Raw genomic sequence first — 15,338 nt, 5'->3', positions numbered from 1 at the left:
TGTTTCCGCAGGTCAACCGGTACTGACTCACTCCCACTCGATGGTGCCCGGGGGCTTGGAGGTGATGTCGACCGTGACCCGGTTGACCTCCTCGACCTCGTTGGTGATGCGGGTGGAGATCCGCTCCATGACCTCGTACGGCAGGCGCGCCCAGTCGGCCGTCATGGCGTCCTCGGAGGTGACCGGCCGCAGGACGACCGGGTGGCCGTAGGTGCGGCCGTCGCCCTGGACGCCGACGGAGCGCACGTCGGCGAGCAGCACGACGGGCATCTGCCAGATGTCGCGGTCGAGGCCGGCGGCGGTCATCTCCTCGCGGGCGATGGCGTCGGCCTGGCGCAGCAGGTCGAGGCGGGCGCGGGTGACCTCGCCGATGATGCGGATGCCCAGGCCGGGCCCGGGGAAGGGCTGGCGCCACACGATCTCGGGGGGCAGGCCGAGCTGCTCGCCGACCAGGCGCACCTCGTCCTTGAACAGCGTGCGGAGCGGCTCGACGAGCTCGAACTCGAGGTCGTCGGGCAGTCCGCCCACGTTGTGGTGGCTCTTGATGTTGGAGGCACCGGCGCCCCCGCCGGACTCCACGACGTCGGGGTAGAGCGTGCCCTGCACGAGGAAGGCGACGGTCTCGCCGGTCTCCTTCACCGCCTCGCCCAGCACCTCGGCCTCGGCGGCCTCGAAGACGCGGATGAACTCGCGGCCGATGACCTTGCGCTTCTCCTCGGGGTCGGTGACGCCGGCGAGGGCGTCGAGGAAGCGCTGCTCGGCGTCGACGACCTTGAGGTCGACGCCGGTGGCGGCGACGAAGTCGCGCTCGACCTGCTCGGTCTCACCTTGGCGCATGAGGCCGTGGTCGACGTAGACGCAGGTCAGCCGGTCGCCGATCGCGCGCTGCACGATCGCGGCGGCCACGGCGGAGTCGACGCCGCCGGAGAGCCCGCAGATCGCGTGGCCGCGCTCGCCGATCTGCGCGCGGATCGACTCGATCTGCTCCTCGACGATGTTGACCATGGTCCAGGTCTGGCGGCAGCCGGCGATGTCGACGAGGAAGTGCTCGAGCACCTGCTGGCCGTGCTCGGTGTGGAGCACCTCCGGGTGCCACTGCACGCCGGCGAAGCCGGCGTCGACGTTCTCGAAGGCGGCCACGGGCGTCGTGGCCGTGGAGGCCAGCACCGAGAAGCCCGCGGGGGCGGCGGTGACGGAGTCGCCGTGCGACATCCACACGGTGTGCTCGGCGGGCACGTCGGCCAGCAGCGTGCCGGGCTCGGCGACCGAGACGGCCGTGCGGCCGTACTCCCGCGCGCCGGTGCGCGCGACCTCGCCGCCCAGGCCGGAGGCCATCAGCTGGAAGCCGTAGCACATCCCGAAGACCGGGACGCCGGCCTCGAACAGCGAGGCGTCGATGCTCGGCGCACCCTCGGCGTAGACCGAGGAGGGACCGCCGGAGAGGATGATCGCCTTCGGCCGGCGCGCGAGCATCTCGGCCACCGGCACGTGGTGCGGCACGATCTCGGAGTAGACCCGCGCCTCGCGGACGCGGCGGGCGATCAGCTGGGCGTACTGCGCGCCGAAGTCGACCACCAGCACGAGGTCGTGGTCGGGCAGCCCGGGCGTCTCGTCACTCATGGACCCAGCCTATCGAGGCCCGGCGCCGTGCCGTCGCGCCGGTCTCGGCCCCGGACGAGCGTGCGCAGGAGGGGGAAATGCACCAGGGCCCGGCCGGGGAGGGAGGGTTGGCCGGGCCCTGATCGTCCACGCCTCTGTGGGACAGCGCCTGGACCACTGACCCGGCCTTGGGAGGGAGCATGACTGCCGGGTCTGCTCACCTCAACGAGCCCCCCGAGGCCGGGTTACGGGGCTGACAGGACTTCCTTCCAGAACCGCGCGCGGTCTAGACAGGCACCCTCAGCTGACCCCCACGATCGGCAGCCGCAGCGCCGCCGGCGCCTGCGGAGGTACGGCGGGCGAGCGCGGCTCGACCGGGGCCACGCGCTCGTAGCCGGCCCCCAGCGGCGGGCGGCGGTCGGCCTCGCCCTTGTTGGGCCACAGCGCCATCGCCCGCTCGGCCTGGGCGGTGATCGTCAGCGACGGGTTGACCCCGAGGTTGGCGCTGATCGCCGACCCGTCGGCGACGTGGAGGCCGGGGTGGCCGTAGACGCGCTGGTAGGGGTCGACGACGCCGGTCTCGCTGCTCTCGCCGATGGCGCAGCCCCCGATGAAGTGGGCGGTGAGCGGCATGTTGAACGGCTCGCCGATGTTGCCGCCGGCGGTGCCGCCGAGCACACCGGCGATGCGGCGCACGGCCTCGTTGGCCACCGGGATCCAGGTCGGGTTGGGCGCACCGTGACCCTGGCGCGAGGTCATCCGCCAGCGCCCGGTGAGCCGGTCGCGCTTGCCGTAGGTGGTGATGGAGTTGTCGAGGCTCTGCATCACCAGCGCGATGACGGTGCGCTCCGACCAGTGGCGCAGGTCGTAGAGCTCGAGGAGCTTGGCCTTCTCGGTCCACATCGCCTTGAGCCAGGTGCGCCAGCGCGGGCCCTCGCCGTCGCCGTCGGTGAGGACGGTCTGCATCATGGCCATGGTGTTGAAGCCCTTGCCGTAGCGGCACGGCTCGATGTGGGTGTGCTCGTCGGGGTGCCAGCTCGAGGTGATGGCGACGCCGTAGGAGTAGTCGGTCGGGTCGGAGGCCGGCGCGATCGCGCCGAGGATCGACTCGGAGTTGGTGCGCGAGAGGTAGCCGAGCCGGTCCGAGAGCCCCGGCAGGTGGCCCTCGTCCTTCATCCGGTGCAGCAGCTTCTGGGTGCCGAGCGAGGCGGCGGCGAAGACGACGTGCTCGGCGGTCAGGGTGCGGGTCGTGCGGGCGGTCGCGCGCCTGGCCTTGGTGTACTTGACCGCGACGTCGTAGCCGCCGCCCTCGCGGGGGCTGACCCGGGTCACCGTGGTCAGCGGCATGACCCGCGCGCCCTTCTTCTCCGCGAGGTAGAGGTAGTTCTTGACCAGGGTGTTCTTGGCGTTGTGGCGGCAGCCCGACATGCACTCGCCGCAGTTGAGGCAGGCGTTGCGGTCGGGGCCCTCGCCCCCGAAGAACGGGTCGGCGACCTTCTCCCCCGGCTCCTGGCCGGGGCCGCCGAAGAAGACCCCCACCGGCGTCGGGTGGAAGGTGTCGGCCACGCCCATGTCGCCGGCGACCTTCTCCATGACCTCGTCGGCCGGGGTGCGCACGGGGTTCTCGACCACGCCGAGCATCCGCTTGGCCTGGTCGTAGTAGGGGGCGAGCTCCTCGCGCCAGTCGGTGATCGAGGCCCACTGCGGGTCGGCGTAGAACTGCTCGAGGGGCTCGTAGAGGGTGTTGGCGTAGACCAGCGAGCCGCCGCCGACCCCCGCGCCGGCCACGATCAGGGTGTCGCGGACGGCGTCGATGCGCTGGATGCCGTACATCCCCAGGGCCGGGGCCCACAGGTAGCGCTTGAGGTCCATGGTGCCCGAGGCGAAGTCGTCGTCCTCGAAGCGCGGCCCGGCCTCGATGACGCCGACCTTGTAGCCCTTCTCGGTCAGTCGCAGCGCGGTGACGGAGCCACCGAAGCCGCTGCCGATCACCAGGACGTCGTAGTCGTGCTCCACGTGCTTGCCCATCAGGCGCGCCCCAGCTTCTTCATCAGGCGGAGGTTGAGGGTCATCACCTTCGCGTAGGTCTCTTCCGACATGCCCAGCACGGGCGAGAACCGCAGCAGCCGCTGGGTGGCGACCGACTGCGACTCGGTGTAGCGGTGGATGCCCTCGCTGCCCTGGCGCCGACCCATGCCCGAGGCGCGCATGCCGCCCATCGGGGAGTCGACGCTGGCGAAGGTCGCGGCGAAGGCCTCGTTGACGTTGACCGTGCCGCAGCGCACCCGACGGGCCAGCTCACGGGCGCGGGCGCCGTCCTGGCTGTAGATCGAGGCGTTGAGGCCGTAGTCGCCGTCGTTGGCCCGGGCCACGGCGTCGGACTCGTCGTGGAAGCGGTAGAGCGAGATCACCGGGCCGAAGGTCTCCTGGCCGAAGCAGGTCATCTCGGGGGTCACGCCCTCGAGGATGGTGGGCTCGAAGACGAAGGGGCCGAGGTCGGGGCGGGCCCGTCCGCCGGTGAGCACGCGGGCGCCCTTGGCCACGGCGTCCTCGACGTGACGGGTGACGGTCTCGAGCTGGTCGGCGGAGATCAGCGAGCCCATGTCGTTCTCCCACGCCAGCGTGGCCCCCAGCGTCATCGCCTGGGTGCGGGCCACGAAGCGTTCCACGAAGCGGTCGTAGACCTGGTCGGCCACGAAGAGCCGCTCCATCGAGACGCAGAGCTGGCCGGCGTTGGAGAAGGCACCGCGCACGGCGCCCTCGGCGGCGCGCTCCACGTCGGCGTCGCGCAGCACCAGCATGGGGTTCTTGCCGCCGAGCTCCAGCGAGCAGCCGATGAGCCGCTCGGCGCAGGCCTGGGCCACGCGGGTGCCGGTGGCCGTCGAGCCGGTGAAGCAGACGTAGTCGGACTTCGCGATGATCGACGTGCCGACCACCGAGCCCGGCCCCGAGACGACCTGCCACAGGTCGCGCGGGAAGCCGGCCTCCTCCAGCAGCTGGGCGCCCAGCAGCGCGGTGAGCATGGTCTGGCTGTCGGGCTTGGCCACGACCGCGTTGCCGGCCATCAGCGCCGGCAGGCCGTCGCACAGCGCCATCGTGAAGGGGTAGTTCCACGGCGAGATGATGCCGACGACCCCCTTGGGGACCCGGTTGACCTCGACCCGCGTCAGCACCGGCACCACGCCGGCCCTGCGCCGGGTGTCGAGGTGGTCGTGGGCCGTGCGGGCGTAGTAGCGCGCCGTCAGCGCGATGTGCAGGGGCTCGTCGAAGGCGTGCTTGCGGGCCTTGCCCGACTCCAGCACGATCAGGTCGAGGATCTCCTCCTGGCGGTCGAGCACGAGGTCGTGCAGCCGCATGAGGATCGCCGAGCGGTGCTCCAGGCTCGTGCGCGACCAGGCGACCTGGGCCCGGCGGGCGCGCACGAACGCCTCGGCCACGTCGGCCTCGCTCGACTGCGGCAGGTGGGCCAGCGGCGCCCCGTCGAGGGGCGAGTGCACCTGCACCGTCTCCCCCGAGGTGGCCAGGACGCGCTGGGTCAGCGAGGCGACGTAGTCGGGCTCGAGGGCGTAGGACGCGGTCGGGTCGTGCTCGGGGTCGTGCGGGCCCTCGACGAGCGGGCCGCCGGCCGGACTGGGGTTCGCGGCGTTCATGTACCGAGAGTATGTGACTGCGGTCTCCGCGACTACCCTTCGGTAGCTCTCGGCCGGGAAAGCCTTCTCACGCCTCAGCCGATGACGACCCCGACCCGCTGGAACTCCTTGACGTCGGTGTAGCCCGTGGTCGCCATCGAGCGCTTGAGGGCGCCGATGAGGTTCATCGTGCCGTCGGCGACCCGCGACGGGCCGAAGAGGATCTCCTCGAGGGTGCCGACGGTCTCGAACTGCACGCGCCGACCGCGCGGCAGCTCGGCGTGGTGGGCCTCGGTGCCCCAGTGGAAGCCGTGGCCCGGCGCGTCGGTGGCGCGGGCGAAGGGAGAGCCGACCATGACCGCGTCGGCCCCGCAGGCGATGGCCTTGGCGACGTCGCCGGACTGGCCGATCGACCCGTCGGCGATGACGTGGACGTAGCGCCCGCCGGACTCGTCGAGGTAGTCGCGGCGCGCCGCGGCCACGTCGGCCACGGCGCTGGCCATGGGCACGGCGATCCCGAGCACGGTGCGGGTGGTGTGGGCGGCCCCGCCCCCGAAGCCGACCAGCACGCCGGCGGCACCGGTGCGCATCAGGTGCAGCGCGGCCTGGTGGGTCGCGCAGCCGCCCACGATCACCGGCACGTCGAGCTCGTAGATGAACTCCTTGAGGTTCAGCGGCTCGGCCTGGCTGGAGACGTGCTCGGCCGAGACCGTCGTGCCCCGGATGACGAACATGTCGACACCCGCGTCGACCACGGCCTTGGCGAACTCCTTGGTGCGCTGCGGCGACAGCGAGCCGGCCACGGTCACCCCGGCCTCGCGCACCTCGCGCAGCCGCTCGGTGATGAGCTCGGGCTTGATCGGCTCCTCGTAGATCTCCTGCATCCGGCGGGTGGCGTCGACGCCCTCCAGCCCCGCGACCTCGGCCAGCAGCGACTCGGGGTCCTCGTAGCGGGTCCAGATGCCCTCGAGGTTGAGGACGCCGAGGCCGCCGAGGCGACCCAGCGCGACGGCGGTCGCCGGCGACATCACCGAGTCCATGGGTGCCGCGAGCACCGGGAGGTCGAAGCGGTAGGCGTCGATCTGCCAGTGGGTGCTGACCTCCTCGGGGTCGCGGGTGCGCCGCGAGGGCACGATCGCGATGTCGTCGAAGGAGTAGGCACGCCGGGCGCGCTTGGCCCGGCCGATCTCGATCTCGGTCACCGGGGAAGGCTACTAGAGGTGCGCCGGGGCCCCGACGTGCAGGAGGCCCGGCGGATCAGCGGCCGGTGTAGTTCGGAGCCTCGACGGTCATCTGGACGTCGTGGGGGTGGCTCTCCTTGAGCGAGGCCGAGGTGATCCGCACGAAGCGGCCCTTGTCCTGCAGCTCGGGGATGGTGCGCGCACCGACGTAGAACATCGACTGGTTGAGCCCGCCGATGAGCTGGTGGGCCACCGCCGAGAGCGGACCGCGGTAGGCCACCTGGCCCTCGATGCCCTCGGGCACGATCTGGTCGTCGCTGGTGACCTCGGCCTGGAAGTAGCGGTCCTTGGAGTAGGACTTCTTGCCGCGGCTCGACATCGCGCCGAGCGAGCCCATGCCGCGGTAGGCCTTGAACTGCTTGCCGTTGACGAAGACCAGGTCGCCGGGCGACTCCTCGCAGCCGGCCAGCAGCGAGCCGACCATGACCGACTCCGCCCCGGCCACGATCGCCTTGGCGATCTCGCCGGAGTGCTTCATGCCGCCGTCGGCGATCACCGGCACGCCGGCGGGGGCGCAGGCCAGCGAGGCCTCGTAGACCGCCGTCACCTGGGGCACGCCGACCCCGGTCACGACGCGGGTGGTGCAGATCGAGCCCGGGCCCACGCCGACCTTGACCGCGTCGGCGCCGGCGTCGACGAAGGCCTGGGCGCCCTCGCGGGTCGCGACGTTGCCGCCGATGACCTGCACGTGGCGGGTCGCGGGGTCGCCCTTGAGGCGCGCGACCATGTCGAGCAGGAGGCGCACGTTGCCGTGGGCGGTGTCGGCGACCAGCACGTCGACCCCGGCCTCGACCAGGGTGGTGGCCCGCTCCCAGGCGTCGCCGAAGTAGCCGATGGCCGCGCCGACCATGAGCCGTCCGGCGCCGTCGTAGGAGGCGTGGGGGAACTGCTCGCCCTTGACGAAGTCCTTCACGGTGATCAGGCCGGCCAGGCGGCCCGCGTCGTCGACCAGCGGGAGCCGCTCGCGCTTGTGCTTGCGCAGCAGCAGCGTGGCGTCGTCGCGCGAGATGCCGACGTGGCCGGTGATGAGCGGCATCGGCGTCATCATCTCGTCGACCTTGGTCGTCGCCCACTCCGCGACCGGGGTGAAGCGCAGGTCGCGGTTGGTGATGATGCCGAGCAGGCGGTTGTCGGTGTCGACCACCGGCAGGCCGGAGACGCGGTACTCCCCGCAGATGCGGTCGAGGTCCTCCAGCGTCGCGTCGGGGCCGATGGTGACGGGGTTGGAGATGATGCCGGTCTGGGTGCGCTTCACGAGGTCGACCTGGTAGGCCTGGTCCTCGATGGAGAGGTTGCGGTGGAGCACGCCGAGGCCGCCCTCGCGGGCCATGGCGATGGCCATGCGCGACTCGGTGACGGTGTCCATGGCCGCGCTCACGAGCGGGACCTTGAGCGAGATCTCGCGGGTCAGCCGCGAGGTCGTGTCGATGTCGGCCGGCGCCAGGTCGGAGTGACCGGGCAGCAGCAGGACGTCGTCGTAGGTCAGCCCGAGGGCGGCGAACTTGTCAGGGAGCTCCACCCCCCAAGCCTAACCGCGGGTCAGCCGGGAAGCGGCTTCAGGTCGCGCACGGGGACCCTGACGCTCAGCACGTCGGCGGCCATCCTGATCCGCCCCCGCATGCCCGCGGCCAGCACCATCGGCAGCACCGCCTGGTTGTCGGAGCGAGTGGTGAGCAGGATCTCGTCGGCGCCGAGCATGTGGGCCAGCCTCGAGGCGTCCACGAGCAGGCGCGTGCCGATGCCGCGGCGCTGGAAGCCGGGGTCGACCCGCAGCGCCACCGGGCGCACCACCGCCCCGTCGTCACCGGGCACCGGGTCGTGGACGGTGGCCAGACCCACCACGACGCCGTCGAGCACGGCCGAGACCGAGGCACCGTCCACGGCGTACTCCGGGGTCGCCCCGCCGCCCAGGCGCCGGCCCGGGCTGGTCGTGCCGATGGCCGCCGACTCGCGGCTGCGCTGGAGCACGTCGCTGACCAGGTCGGCCATGGCCGCGCCGCGGGCGCGCTCGGTCTCGGTGAAGGGCGCCGCCCGGCGCACCTGCACCTGCACGTCGCCCACCGTCAGCTCCAGGGAGTCCTGCGGCGGGCCGTCACCCGGCGCGGGGTCGGACTCGGCGTCGAAGAGGCGGGCGACCACCTCGGGGAAGGAGGTCGGGCGGGCCAGGATCGTGCGCGCCGCCTGGACGTAGCGGGTCGGCTGGTCGGAGAGGGCGGCGGCCGAGCACGGGGTCGCCGACACGTAGGTCCACCCCGACCCCTCGACGAGCAGCGCGAGGTCGTGGACGTCCCAGCCCTCGGGGGTGCGCATCACGAGCTCGTCGGTCACGGCGTCGGCGCCCGGGAAGATCTGCAGACCCAGGATGTTGACCCCCGCCTCGCCGCAGCGCTGGGCCAGGCGGGCGAGCCCGCCGGGACGGTCGGGCATGGTCGTGCGCACTCTCCACAGCATGTCGCCCACGCTCGCCGTCGCGCGTTGCCGGGAGGGATCGGGGATGTTTCGGGCGTGCAACGGCTGCTCGCAGCGTTGCGGTGCGACGTGGGCGGCCCCCGGCCTGAGAGGCTGTCGCCCATGACGACGGCACCTGCGCGCACGCTGGCGCCGTCCGTGGTCCACCGCGTGGTGCACCGCGTCGGCGCGGCCGTCGAGTCACGCTGGACCGTGCCGCTGGCGGCCGTGCTCGTGGTGCTGCTGCGCCTGCCCGGTCTCTCGCGGCCCGTGCGGGCCGACGAGGCCGGCTTCCTGCTGGTCGCCCGCTCCTGGGACCCCTCCCCCGACAGCGTCTACGGACGCTACTTCGTCGACCGGCCCCCGTTGCTCATCGAGGTCTTCCGGCTCTCCGACCTCCTCGGGGGGCCGCTGTTCATCCGGGTGCTGGGCGCGCTGGCCGCCGCCCTGCTGGTCGTGGCCGCGGCCCGCACCGCCCGGCTCGTGGCCGGGGAGCGCGCCGCCGGGTGGGTGGCGGTCGCGGTGGCCGCGATGAGCGCCAACACGCTCATCGACGCCGTCGCGGTCAAGGGCGAGCTCCTCGGCGTGCCCTTCGTGATGGCGGGCTGCTGGCTCTCGCTGCTCGCCCTGCGGCGCGACTCGGCCGCCCTGGCCTTCCTGGCCGGCGTGCTCGCCTGCACCGCGGTCGGCTTCAAGCAGAACCTCGCCGGCGGCCTGGCCTTCGCCGGCGCGCTCCTCCTCGCCTCCCTGCTCACCCGGGCCGTCGCCCCCGGCACCTTCGCCCGCCTCGCGCTCGCCGGGCTGGCGGGCGCCGCCACCCCGGTCGCCGCCACGGTGGCGTGGGCGTGGACGCAGGGCGTGCGCCTCGACGTGCTCTGGTACGCCGTCTACGGCTTCCGCTCCGACGCCGCCGTGGCGCTGGCCGGCGAGGCCACCGGCGAGCCCGCGACGCGGCTGGCCACCCTCGTGCTGAGCGCCGTCGGGGCCGGGATGCTGCTCATCGTCGCCGGCTTCGTGGTGCACGTGCGTGGCGAGTGGGCCGGCGACCCCGCCCTCACCGCCGCGACCGCCACCCTGGTCCTCTTCGACGTCACCGCGCTGGTGCTCGGCGGCAGCTTCTGGCGCGACTACCTGCTGGCCCTGCTCCCGGCCACGGCGCTGTGCGCCGCCCTGCTGGTGCGCCACGGGTCGCGGCGCGGCCTGCGCATGCGGGCGGTGATCCTCGGCGCGGCCGCCTCCACCGTCGTCTGCCTGCTGGGGTGGGTCGTGATCCAGGCCAGCGGGCTGCAGGAGTTCGACGAGGTGCGCACCGGGCAGGCCGTCGGGCGGGCCGCCGCGCCCGGCGACACGATGGTCGTCTTCGGGGGGCGCGCCGACCTCCAGCTGGCGAGCGGCATGGCCTCGCCGTACGAGCACCTGTGGAGCCTGCCGATGCGCACCCTCGACCCCGACCTCGCCGACCTGGGCGCGGTGGTCGCCGGACCGGAGCGTCCGACGTGGATCGTGGAGTGGGTCGACTTCACCACGTGGAGCCCGGCCGGCGGTGCGGCGCTCGCCGACCTCGTCGGGAGCGAGTACGTCGCGCACGGTGCGGGCTGCGGCGACGAGGGCCGCACCGTGTGGCTGCTCCGCGGCGTCGAGCGCCCGGCGGTCGCGCCCGACTGCGGCTGACCTGACCGGCCTGCCGACCGGTCCCGGCACCGACGACGACGGCGCCGGGCCCCGTGAGGGACCCGGCGCCGCCGGTGGATCAGGTGGTGCCTAGCGGCTCAGTGGCCGTGCCCGTGGCCGTGGCCGCCGCCCGCGGGGGCGTCGTCCTCGTCCTCGGGCTTCTCGACGATGAGCGTCTCGGTCGTCAGCAGCATCGCCGCGATCGAGGTGGCGTTGACCAGCGCGGAGCGGGTCACCTTGACCGGGTCGAGCACGCCCTGGGCGACCAGGTCGCCGTAGGTGTCGGTGGCGGCGTTGTAGCCGTTGCCGACGCCCATCTCGCGGACCTTGGTGGTGACGACGTAGCCGTTGACGCCACCGTTCTCCGCGATCCAGCGCAGCGGCTCGTCGGCCGACTTGCGCACGATGCGCACGCCGACGGCCTCGTCGCCGGTGAGGCCGAGGTCGCCCTCGAGCACGGACACCGCGTGGATGAGGGCCGAGCCGCCACCGGCGACGATGCCCTCCTCGATCGCGGCGCGCGTCGCGGAGACGGCGTCCTCGATGCGGTGCTTCTTCTCCTTCAGCTCCACCTCGGTGGCGGCGCCGACCTTGATCACGCAGACACCGCCGGCCAGCTTGGCGAGGCGCTCCTGGAGCTTCTCGCGGTCCCAGTCGGAGTCGGTGTTCTCGATCTCGGCCTTGATCTGGTTCACGCGACCCTCGACGGCGGCGGCGTCGCCGGCGCCGTCGACGATGGTGGTGTTGTCCTTGGTGACCACGATGCGGCGGGCCTGGCCCAGCACCTCGAGGCCGACCTGGTCGAGCTTGAGCCCGACCTCGGGGGCGACGATCTCGCCACCGGTCAGCGTCGCGATGTCCTGCATCATCGCCTTGCGGCGGTCACCGAAGGCGGGGCTCTTCACCGCGACGGCGTTGAAGGTGCCGCGGATCTTGTTCACGACCAGGGTCGAGAGGGCCTCGCCCTCGACGTCCTCGGCGAGGATGAAGAGCGGCTTGCCGGCGGCGATGACCTTCTCCAGCAGCGGCAGGAGCTCGGCGATCGCCGAGATCTTGCCCTGGTGCAGGAGGATGTAGGGGTCGTCGAGGACGGCCTCCATGCGCTCGGGGTCGCTGACGAAGTACTGCGACAGGTAGCCCTTGTCGAACTGCATGCCCTCGGTGAAGTCGAGCTCGGTGCCCATGGAGTTGGACTCCTCGACGGTGATGACACCGTCCTTGCCGACCTTGTCGAAGGCCTGCGAGAGCAGGTCGCCGATGACCTTGTCACGGCTCGAGATCGTGGCCACGGAGGCCATGTCCTCGACCGAGTCGACCTCGCGGGCGGCGTCGCGCAGGGCGTCGCCGACGGCGGCCGCGGCGAGGTCCATGCCCCGCTTGAGGCCCATCGGGTTGGCGCCGGCCGCGACGGCCCGCAGGCCCTCGTGGACCATGGCCTGGGCGAGCACGGTGGCGGTGGTGGTGCCGTCACCGGCGACGTCGTTGGTCTTGGTGGCGACCTCCTTCGTCAGCTGCGCGCCGAGGTTCTCGAAGGGGTCGTCGAGCTCGATCTCACGGGCGACGGTCACGCCGTCGTTGGTGATGGTCGGCGCGCCCCACTTCTTGTCGAGGACGACGTAGCGGCCCTTGGGGCCGAGCGTCACCTTGACGGCGTTGGCGAGGGCGTCGACGCCCCGCTCGAGGGCGCGGCGGGCGCTCTCGTCGAACTCAAGAATCTTGGGCATGCGTTCTCCTTAGAAGCACGAGGCTTTCAAGCACTGGCCCTGACGCGACTGGACCCGGCCGGCAGCAGCGCTGCCGGCCGGGATGCCAGGTGCGTCAGGAGACGACGGCGAGGACGTCGCGGGCGGAAAGGATGAGGTACTCCTCGCCGGCGTACTTGACCTCGGTGCCGCCGTACTTGCTGTAGATGACCTTGTCGCCGACGGCGACGTCGAGCGGGACGCGGTTGCCCTTGTCGTCGATGCGGCCGGGGCCGATCGAGACGACCTCGCCCTCCTGGGGCTTCTCCTTGGCGGTGTCCGGGATGACCAGGCCGGAAGCCGTGGTCTGCTCGGCCTCGAGCGTCTTGACGACGATGCGGTCCTCGAGGGGCTTGATGTTGACCGACACGATGTCGACCTCCACTTTCGTCACTACTTGATGGCGGGTGGTGCACGTCTGGGTCCACCGCTCGCGTGGCACGCCGTCGCGGGGGTCGCGCTGCGCTGCGGGTGGCTGGCACACTCACGGGGAGAGTGCCAACCCAGAAACTAGCACTCGCTCACCCTGAGTGCCAGGGCCGGGGTCCCCCGCGGCTGCGGCGGCACCCGGACGGCCTGACAGGATCGCGGCCATGGACCTCGACGACCTGCGGTGGCTGCTCACCGACGACGGCCAGGCCCTGCTCGCCGAGGCGGTGGCCGTCCTGCGGGCCGGGCCCGCGACGCCGGACCCGCTGCGGGTCTCGGCCTCGCTGCGCCGGCGCCACCCCGGGACCGACCCCGCCCACGTCGCCGCGGCTCTCACCCAGGCCACGCTGCGCCGCCGCGCCGAGGCCAAGCTGGGAGAGGACGCCCGGCTGCTCTACTTCACCCCCGACGGCCTGGAGCAGGCGACCCGTCGCGCCGTCGCCGACCACCGCGCGGCCCGGCTGCGCGCCTTCGAGGCGATCTCGCTGGTCGACCTGGGCTGCGGCATCGGCGGGGACCTGATGGCGGGCGCCCGGGCCGGCATCGTCTGCGCGGGCGTCGACCTCGACCCGGTGCGGGTCGAGGTCGCGCGGGCCAACCTGGCCGCGCTGGGCCTCGACGGCGCGACCGTCGTCGCCGACGCCACCACGGTCGACACCTCCCCCTTCGACGTCGCCTTCGCCGACCCGGCGCGGCGCACCGCACGGGGTCGCACCTTCGACGTCGACGACTGGACGCCGCCCTGGTCGTTCGTCGAGGGCCTGCTGCGCCGCGACGCGTGCGTCAAGGTCGCGCCCGGGATCCCCCACGACCTCGTGCCCGAGGGCGTCGAGGCCGAGTGGGTCAGCGACCACGGGGAGGTCAAGGAGGCCGCCCTGTGGGCGGGCCGGCTGGCCACCACCCGCCGCCGGGCCACCGTCATCGGCGACGGCGGCCTGGCCACGCTCACCGACGAGGACGACCCCGGGGCTCCCGTGCGGTCCCTGGGGGCCTACCTCTACGAGCCCGACGGCGCCGTCGTGCGCGCCGGGCTCGTCACCGCCGTCGCCGCGGCGCACGCCGGTGACGGCGCGGGCCTGCTCGACCCCCACATCGCCTACCTCACCTCCGACTCCGCGACCCGTACGCCGTTCGCGCGCGGCTACGAGGTGCTCGAGGAGCTGCCCTACCGCGAGAAGCAGCTGCGCGCGGCGCTGCGCGAGCGGGGCGTGGGCCGGCTGACCATCAAGAAGCGCGGCGTCGACGTGGTGCCCGAGCAGCTGCGCAAGCGGCTCGCGCTGCAGGGTGACGGCGAGGCCACCCTGGTGATGACCCGCGTGGCCGGCGAGGGCACCGCCCTGCTGGTGCGCCCGCTCTAGCCCGGGGCGTGCCCCGGCGCCGCTCCGGCCAGGTGGACCCGCGCCAGGGGGTGGCCGCGCAGCGGCTCGGCCAGCAGGCCCCACACCTCGGCGACCAGGCCGTCGGGGGCGCGGCGGGCCTCGAGCACGCGCTCGAGCCAGTCGCGCACCTCGATCATGATGGTCTCGTCGCCGACCACGAGGGCGGCGGCGAGGCAGCCGAGGACGTGGTCGACGTAGCCCGGGAAGTCGGTCCACCAGTCGGGGGCGCTGGAGGGCGCCCCGACCGCGACGTCGTGGCGGGCGGCGATCGCGCGCACGACGTAGGGCGCGATCTCGTGGTGGTAGTCGGCGATCCAGGCGGCCTCCACGTCGGCGGGCCCGGCCTCGGCGGGACCCGTCTGCGGCACCCGTGACGGGAGGGCGTCGATGACCCGCGCCGCCTCGCCCGGGGTGGCGGCGTAGGCGGTCGCGCCGAGCGCGAGGGCGCGGGTCTCGTCGCCCCCGAAGGCCTGGCCGCCCACCACCACGGGGATGCCGATGGCCCGGATGGAGCTGAAGAGCGACTTCTGCCCGGCCAGCGAGGAGGTGAGCGAGGCGCTGAAGAGCACCGCCCGGGGCTTGAGGCTGAGGATGTCGTGCAGGAGCCCGGCGGGCTCGGGGTCACCGCCGACGTAGGTGACGCGGTAGCCCGCGAGCAGCAGCGACTCGGCCACGATGAGCGCCGGGAGCGCGTGGCGCTCGTGCTCGAGGCAGGAGACGATGACCAGCGGCGCCAAGGCGTCGGCCTCGGGGGCGAAGGAGCCCAGCCAGTGCACGAGGCCCTCGTTGATCGCCGTGGCCTGGTGCTCCTGGGCCACGCTCCACCCACCGGTCAGCCAGAGGTCGCCGATGCGGGCCTGGGCCGGCACGACGAGCCGCTCGATGACCTCCATGGGGGCGGCCCCGCCCTCGTGGCGCTCACGCACGACGGCCAGGGCGCCGTGGCGGTCGCCCGACTCCAGCGCGGCCCAGTAGGTGCTCCACGCCGACTCCCACTCCGGGTCGTCGACCGGGGCGAGGGCCACCGGGGGGAGGGTCGTCGTCGCGTCCTGGGACGGGGGACCGCTCGCGTCGGTCGCCGGGTCGGGACCGGGGTCGTGCTGCACCTGCTGCTGCACCGTGCACCTCCTGGGGGGACCTCACGACTTTACCCAGGCCGGCCCCGTCGGCCCTCGCCCGAGCGGGCGAGGGCCGCGGGTG

Annotated in this window: 11 protein-coding genes; 2 read left to right on the top strand and 9 right to left on the bottom strand. The window is 73.1% G+C overall.

Annotated elements, in window-relative coordinates; genetic code table 11:
* Positions 1–27: 27 nt before the first annotated feature.
* From guaA to LPA27_RS05090, 6 genes are all read right to left on the bottom strand, one after another.
* Positions 28–1,620: a glutamine-hydrolyzing GMP synthase gene (guaA, locus tag LPA27_RS05115; protein ID WP_056903665.1), complete on the bottom strand. Its 1,593-nt coding sequence runs from the start codon at positions 1,618–1,620 to the stop codon at positions 28–30.
* A gap of 279 nt (positions 1,621–1,899) precedes the next feature.
* Positions 1,900–3,627 (bottom strand): GMC family oxidoreductase, encoded by a 1,728-nt coding sequence (locus tag LPA27_RS05110; RefSeq protein ID WP_324251242.1) that lies wholly within the window; start codon positions 3,625–3,627, stop codon positions 1,900–1,902.
* On the bottom strand, positions 3,627–5,249 hold the full coding sequence (locus tag LPA27_RS05105; RefSeq protein WP_056863823.1) for a succinic semialdehyde dehydrogenase: 1,623 nt from the start codon (positions 5,247–5,249) through the stop codon (positions 3,627–3,629). Before LPA27_RS05105 ends, LPA27_RS05110 begins: the two co-directional genes overlap by 1 nt.
* A 74-nt stretch (positions 5,250–5,323) precedes the next feature.
* On the bottom strand, positions 5,324–6,430 hold the full coding sequence (locus LPA27_RS05100; protein WP_056863822.1) for a GuaB3 family IMP dehydrogenase-related protein: 1,107 nt from the start codon (positions 6,428–6,430) through the stop codon (positions 5,324–5,326).
* Between the two features lie 55 nt (positions 6,431–6,485).
* Positions 6,486–7,988 (bottom strand): IMP dehydrogenase, encoded by a 1,503-nt coding sequence (gene guaB / locus LPA27_RS05095; RefSeq protein WP_056863821.1) that lies wholly within the window; start codon positions 7,986–7,988, stop codon positions 6,486–6,488.
* Positions 7,989–8,008: 20 nt separating this feature from the next.
* Positions 8,009–8,896, bottom strand: a complete 888-nt coding sequence (locus LPA27_RS05090; protein ID WP_228941736.1) for a GNAT family N-acetyltransferase — start codon at positions 8,894–8,896, stop codon at positions 8,009–8,011.
* A gap of 144 nt (positions 8,897–9,040) precedes the next feature.
* Between LPA27_RS05090 and LPA27_RS05085 the strand changes: the two genes are divergently transcribed.
* Entirely contained in the window at positions 9,041–10,588 is a 1,548-nt protein-coding gene (locus LPA27_RS05085; RefSeq protein ID WP_228941735.1) for a hypothetical protein, read from the top strand.
* A 98-nt stretch (positions 10,589–10,686) separates the two neighbouring features.
* On the opposite strand, the gene groL is transcribed toward LPA27_RS05085, so the two are convergent.
* Both groL and groES read right to left on the bottom strand, forming a co-directional pair.
* Positions 10,687–12,312 carry a chaperonin GroEL gene (gene groL, locus LPA27_RS05080; protein WP_056863819.1) on the bottom strand — a complete coding sequence of 542 codons (1,626 nt, stop codon included), beginning with the start codon at positions 12,310–12,312 and terminating at the stop codon, positions 10,687–10,689.
* A 94-nt stretch (positions 12,313–12,406) separates the two neighbouring features.
* Positions 12,407–12,700: a co-chaperone GroES gene (gene groES / locus LPA27_RS05075; protein ID WP_056864570.1), complete on the bottom strand. Its 294-nt coding sequence runs from the start codon at positions 12,698–12,700 to the stop codon at positions 12,407–12,409.
* Positions 12,701–12,923: 223 nt separating this feature from the next.
* On the opposite strand from groES, the gene LPA27_RS19225 reads away from it, so the two are divergent.
* Positions 12,924–14,117 carry a THUMP-like domain-containing protein gene (locus LPA27_RS19225; RefSeq protein ID WP_267477180.1) on the top strand — a complete coding sequence of 398 codons (1,194 nt, stop codon included), beginning with the start codon at positions 12,924–12,926 and terminating at the stop codon, positions 14,115–14,117.
* Here LPA27_RS19225 and LPA27_RS05065 read toward each other — a convergent pair.
* Positions 14,114–15,256 carry a cobalamin B12-binding domain-containing protein gene (locus LPA27_RS05065; RefSeq protein ID WP_228941734.1) on the bottom strand — a complete coding sequence of 381 codons (1,143 nt, stop codon included), beginning with the start codon at positions 15,254–15,256 and terminating at the stop codon, positions 14,114–14,116. The genes LPA27_RS19225 and LPA27_RS05065 overlap by 4 nt on opposite strands.
* Between the last annotated feature and the right edge of the window lie 82 nt (positions 15,257–15,338).

Origin of the sequence: Nocardioides sp. Leaf374 (assembly GCF_916862475.1) — a bacterium.
GTDB lineage: Bacteria > Actinomycetota > Actinomycetes > Propionibacteriales > Nocardioidaceae > Nocardioides > Nocardioides kribbensis.
Note: the sequence above shows the minus strand (reverse complement) of the source record. Positions and strands in the feature narration are given on the sequence as shown.

Excerpts from the sequence above, each read along its gene's own strand:
- LPA27_RS05105 (WP_056863823.1), bottom strand. The coding sequence starts at position 5,249 with ATGAACGCCGCGAACCCCAGTCCGGCCGGCGGCCCGCTCGTCGAGGGC.
- LPA27_RS05085 (WP_228941735.1), top strand. The coding sequence starts at position 9,041 with ATGACGACGGCACCTGCGCGCACGCTGGCGCCGTCCGTGGTCCACCGC.
- LPA27_RS05110 (WP_324251242.1), bottom strand. The coding sequence starts at position 3,627 with ATGGGCAAGCACGTGGAGCACGACTACGACGTCCTGGTGATCGGCAGC.
- guaA (WP_056903665.1), bottom strand. The coding sequence starts at position 1,620 with ATGAGTGACGAGACGCCCGGGCTGCCCGACCACGACCTCGTGCTGGTG.
- groL (WP_056863819.1), bottom strand. The coding sequence starts at position 12,312 with ATGCCCAAGATTCTTGAGTTCGACGAGAGCGCCCGCCGCGCCCTCGAG.
- LPA27_RS05090 (WP_228941736.1), bottom strand. The coding sequence starts at position 8,896 with ATGCCCGACCGTCCCGGCGGGCTCGCCCGCCTGGCCCAGCGCTGCGGC.
- LPA27_RS19225 (WP_267477180.1), top strand. The coding sequence starts at position 12,924 with ATGGACCTCGACGACCTGCGGTGGCTGCTCACCGACGACGGCCAGGCC.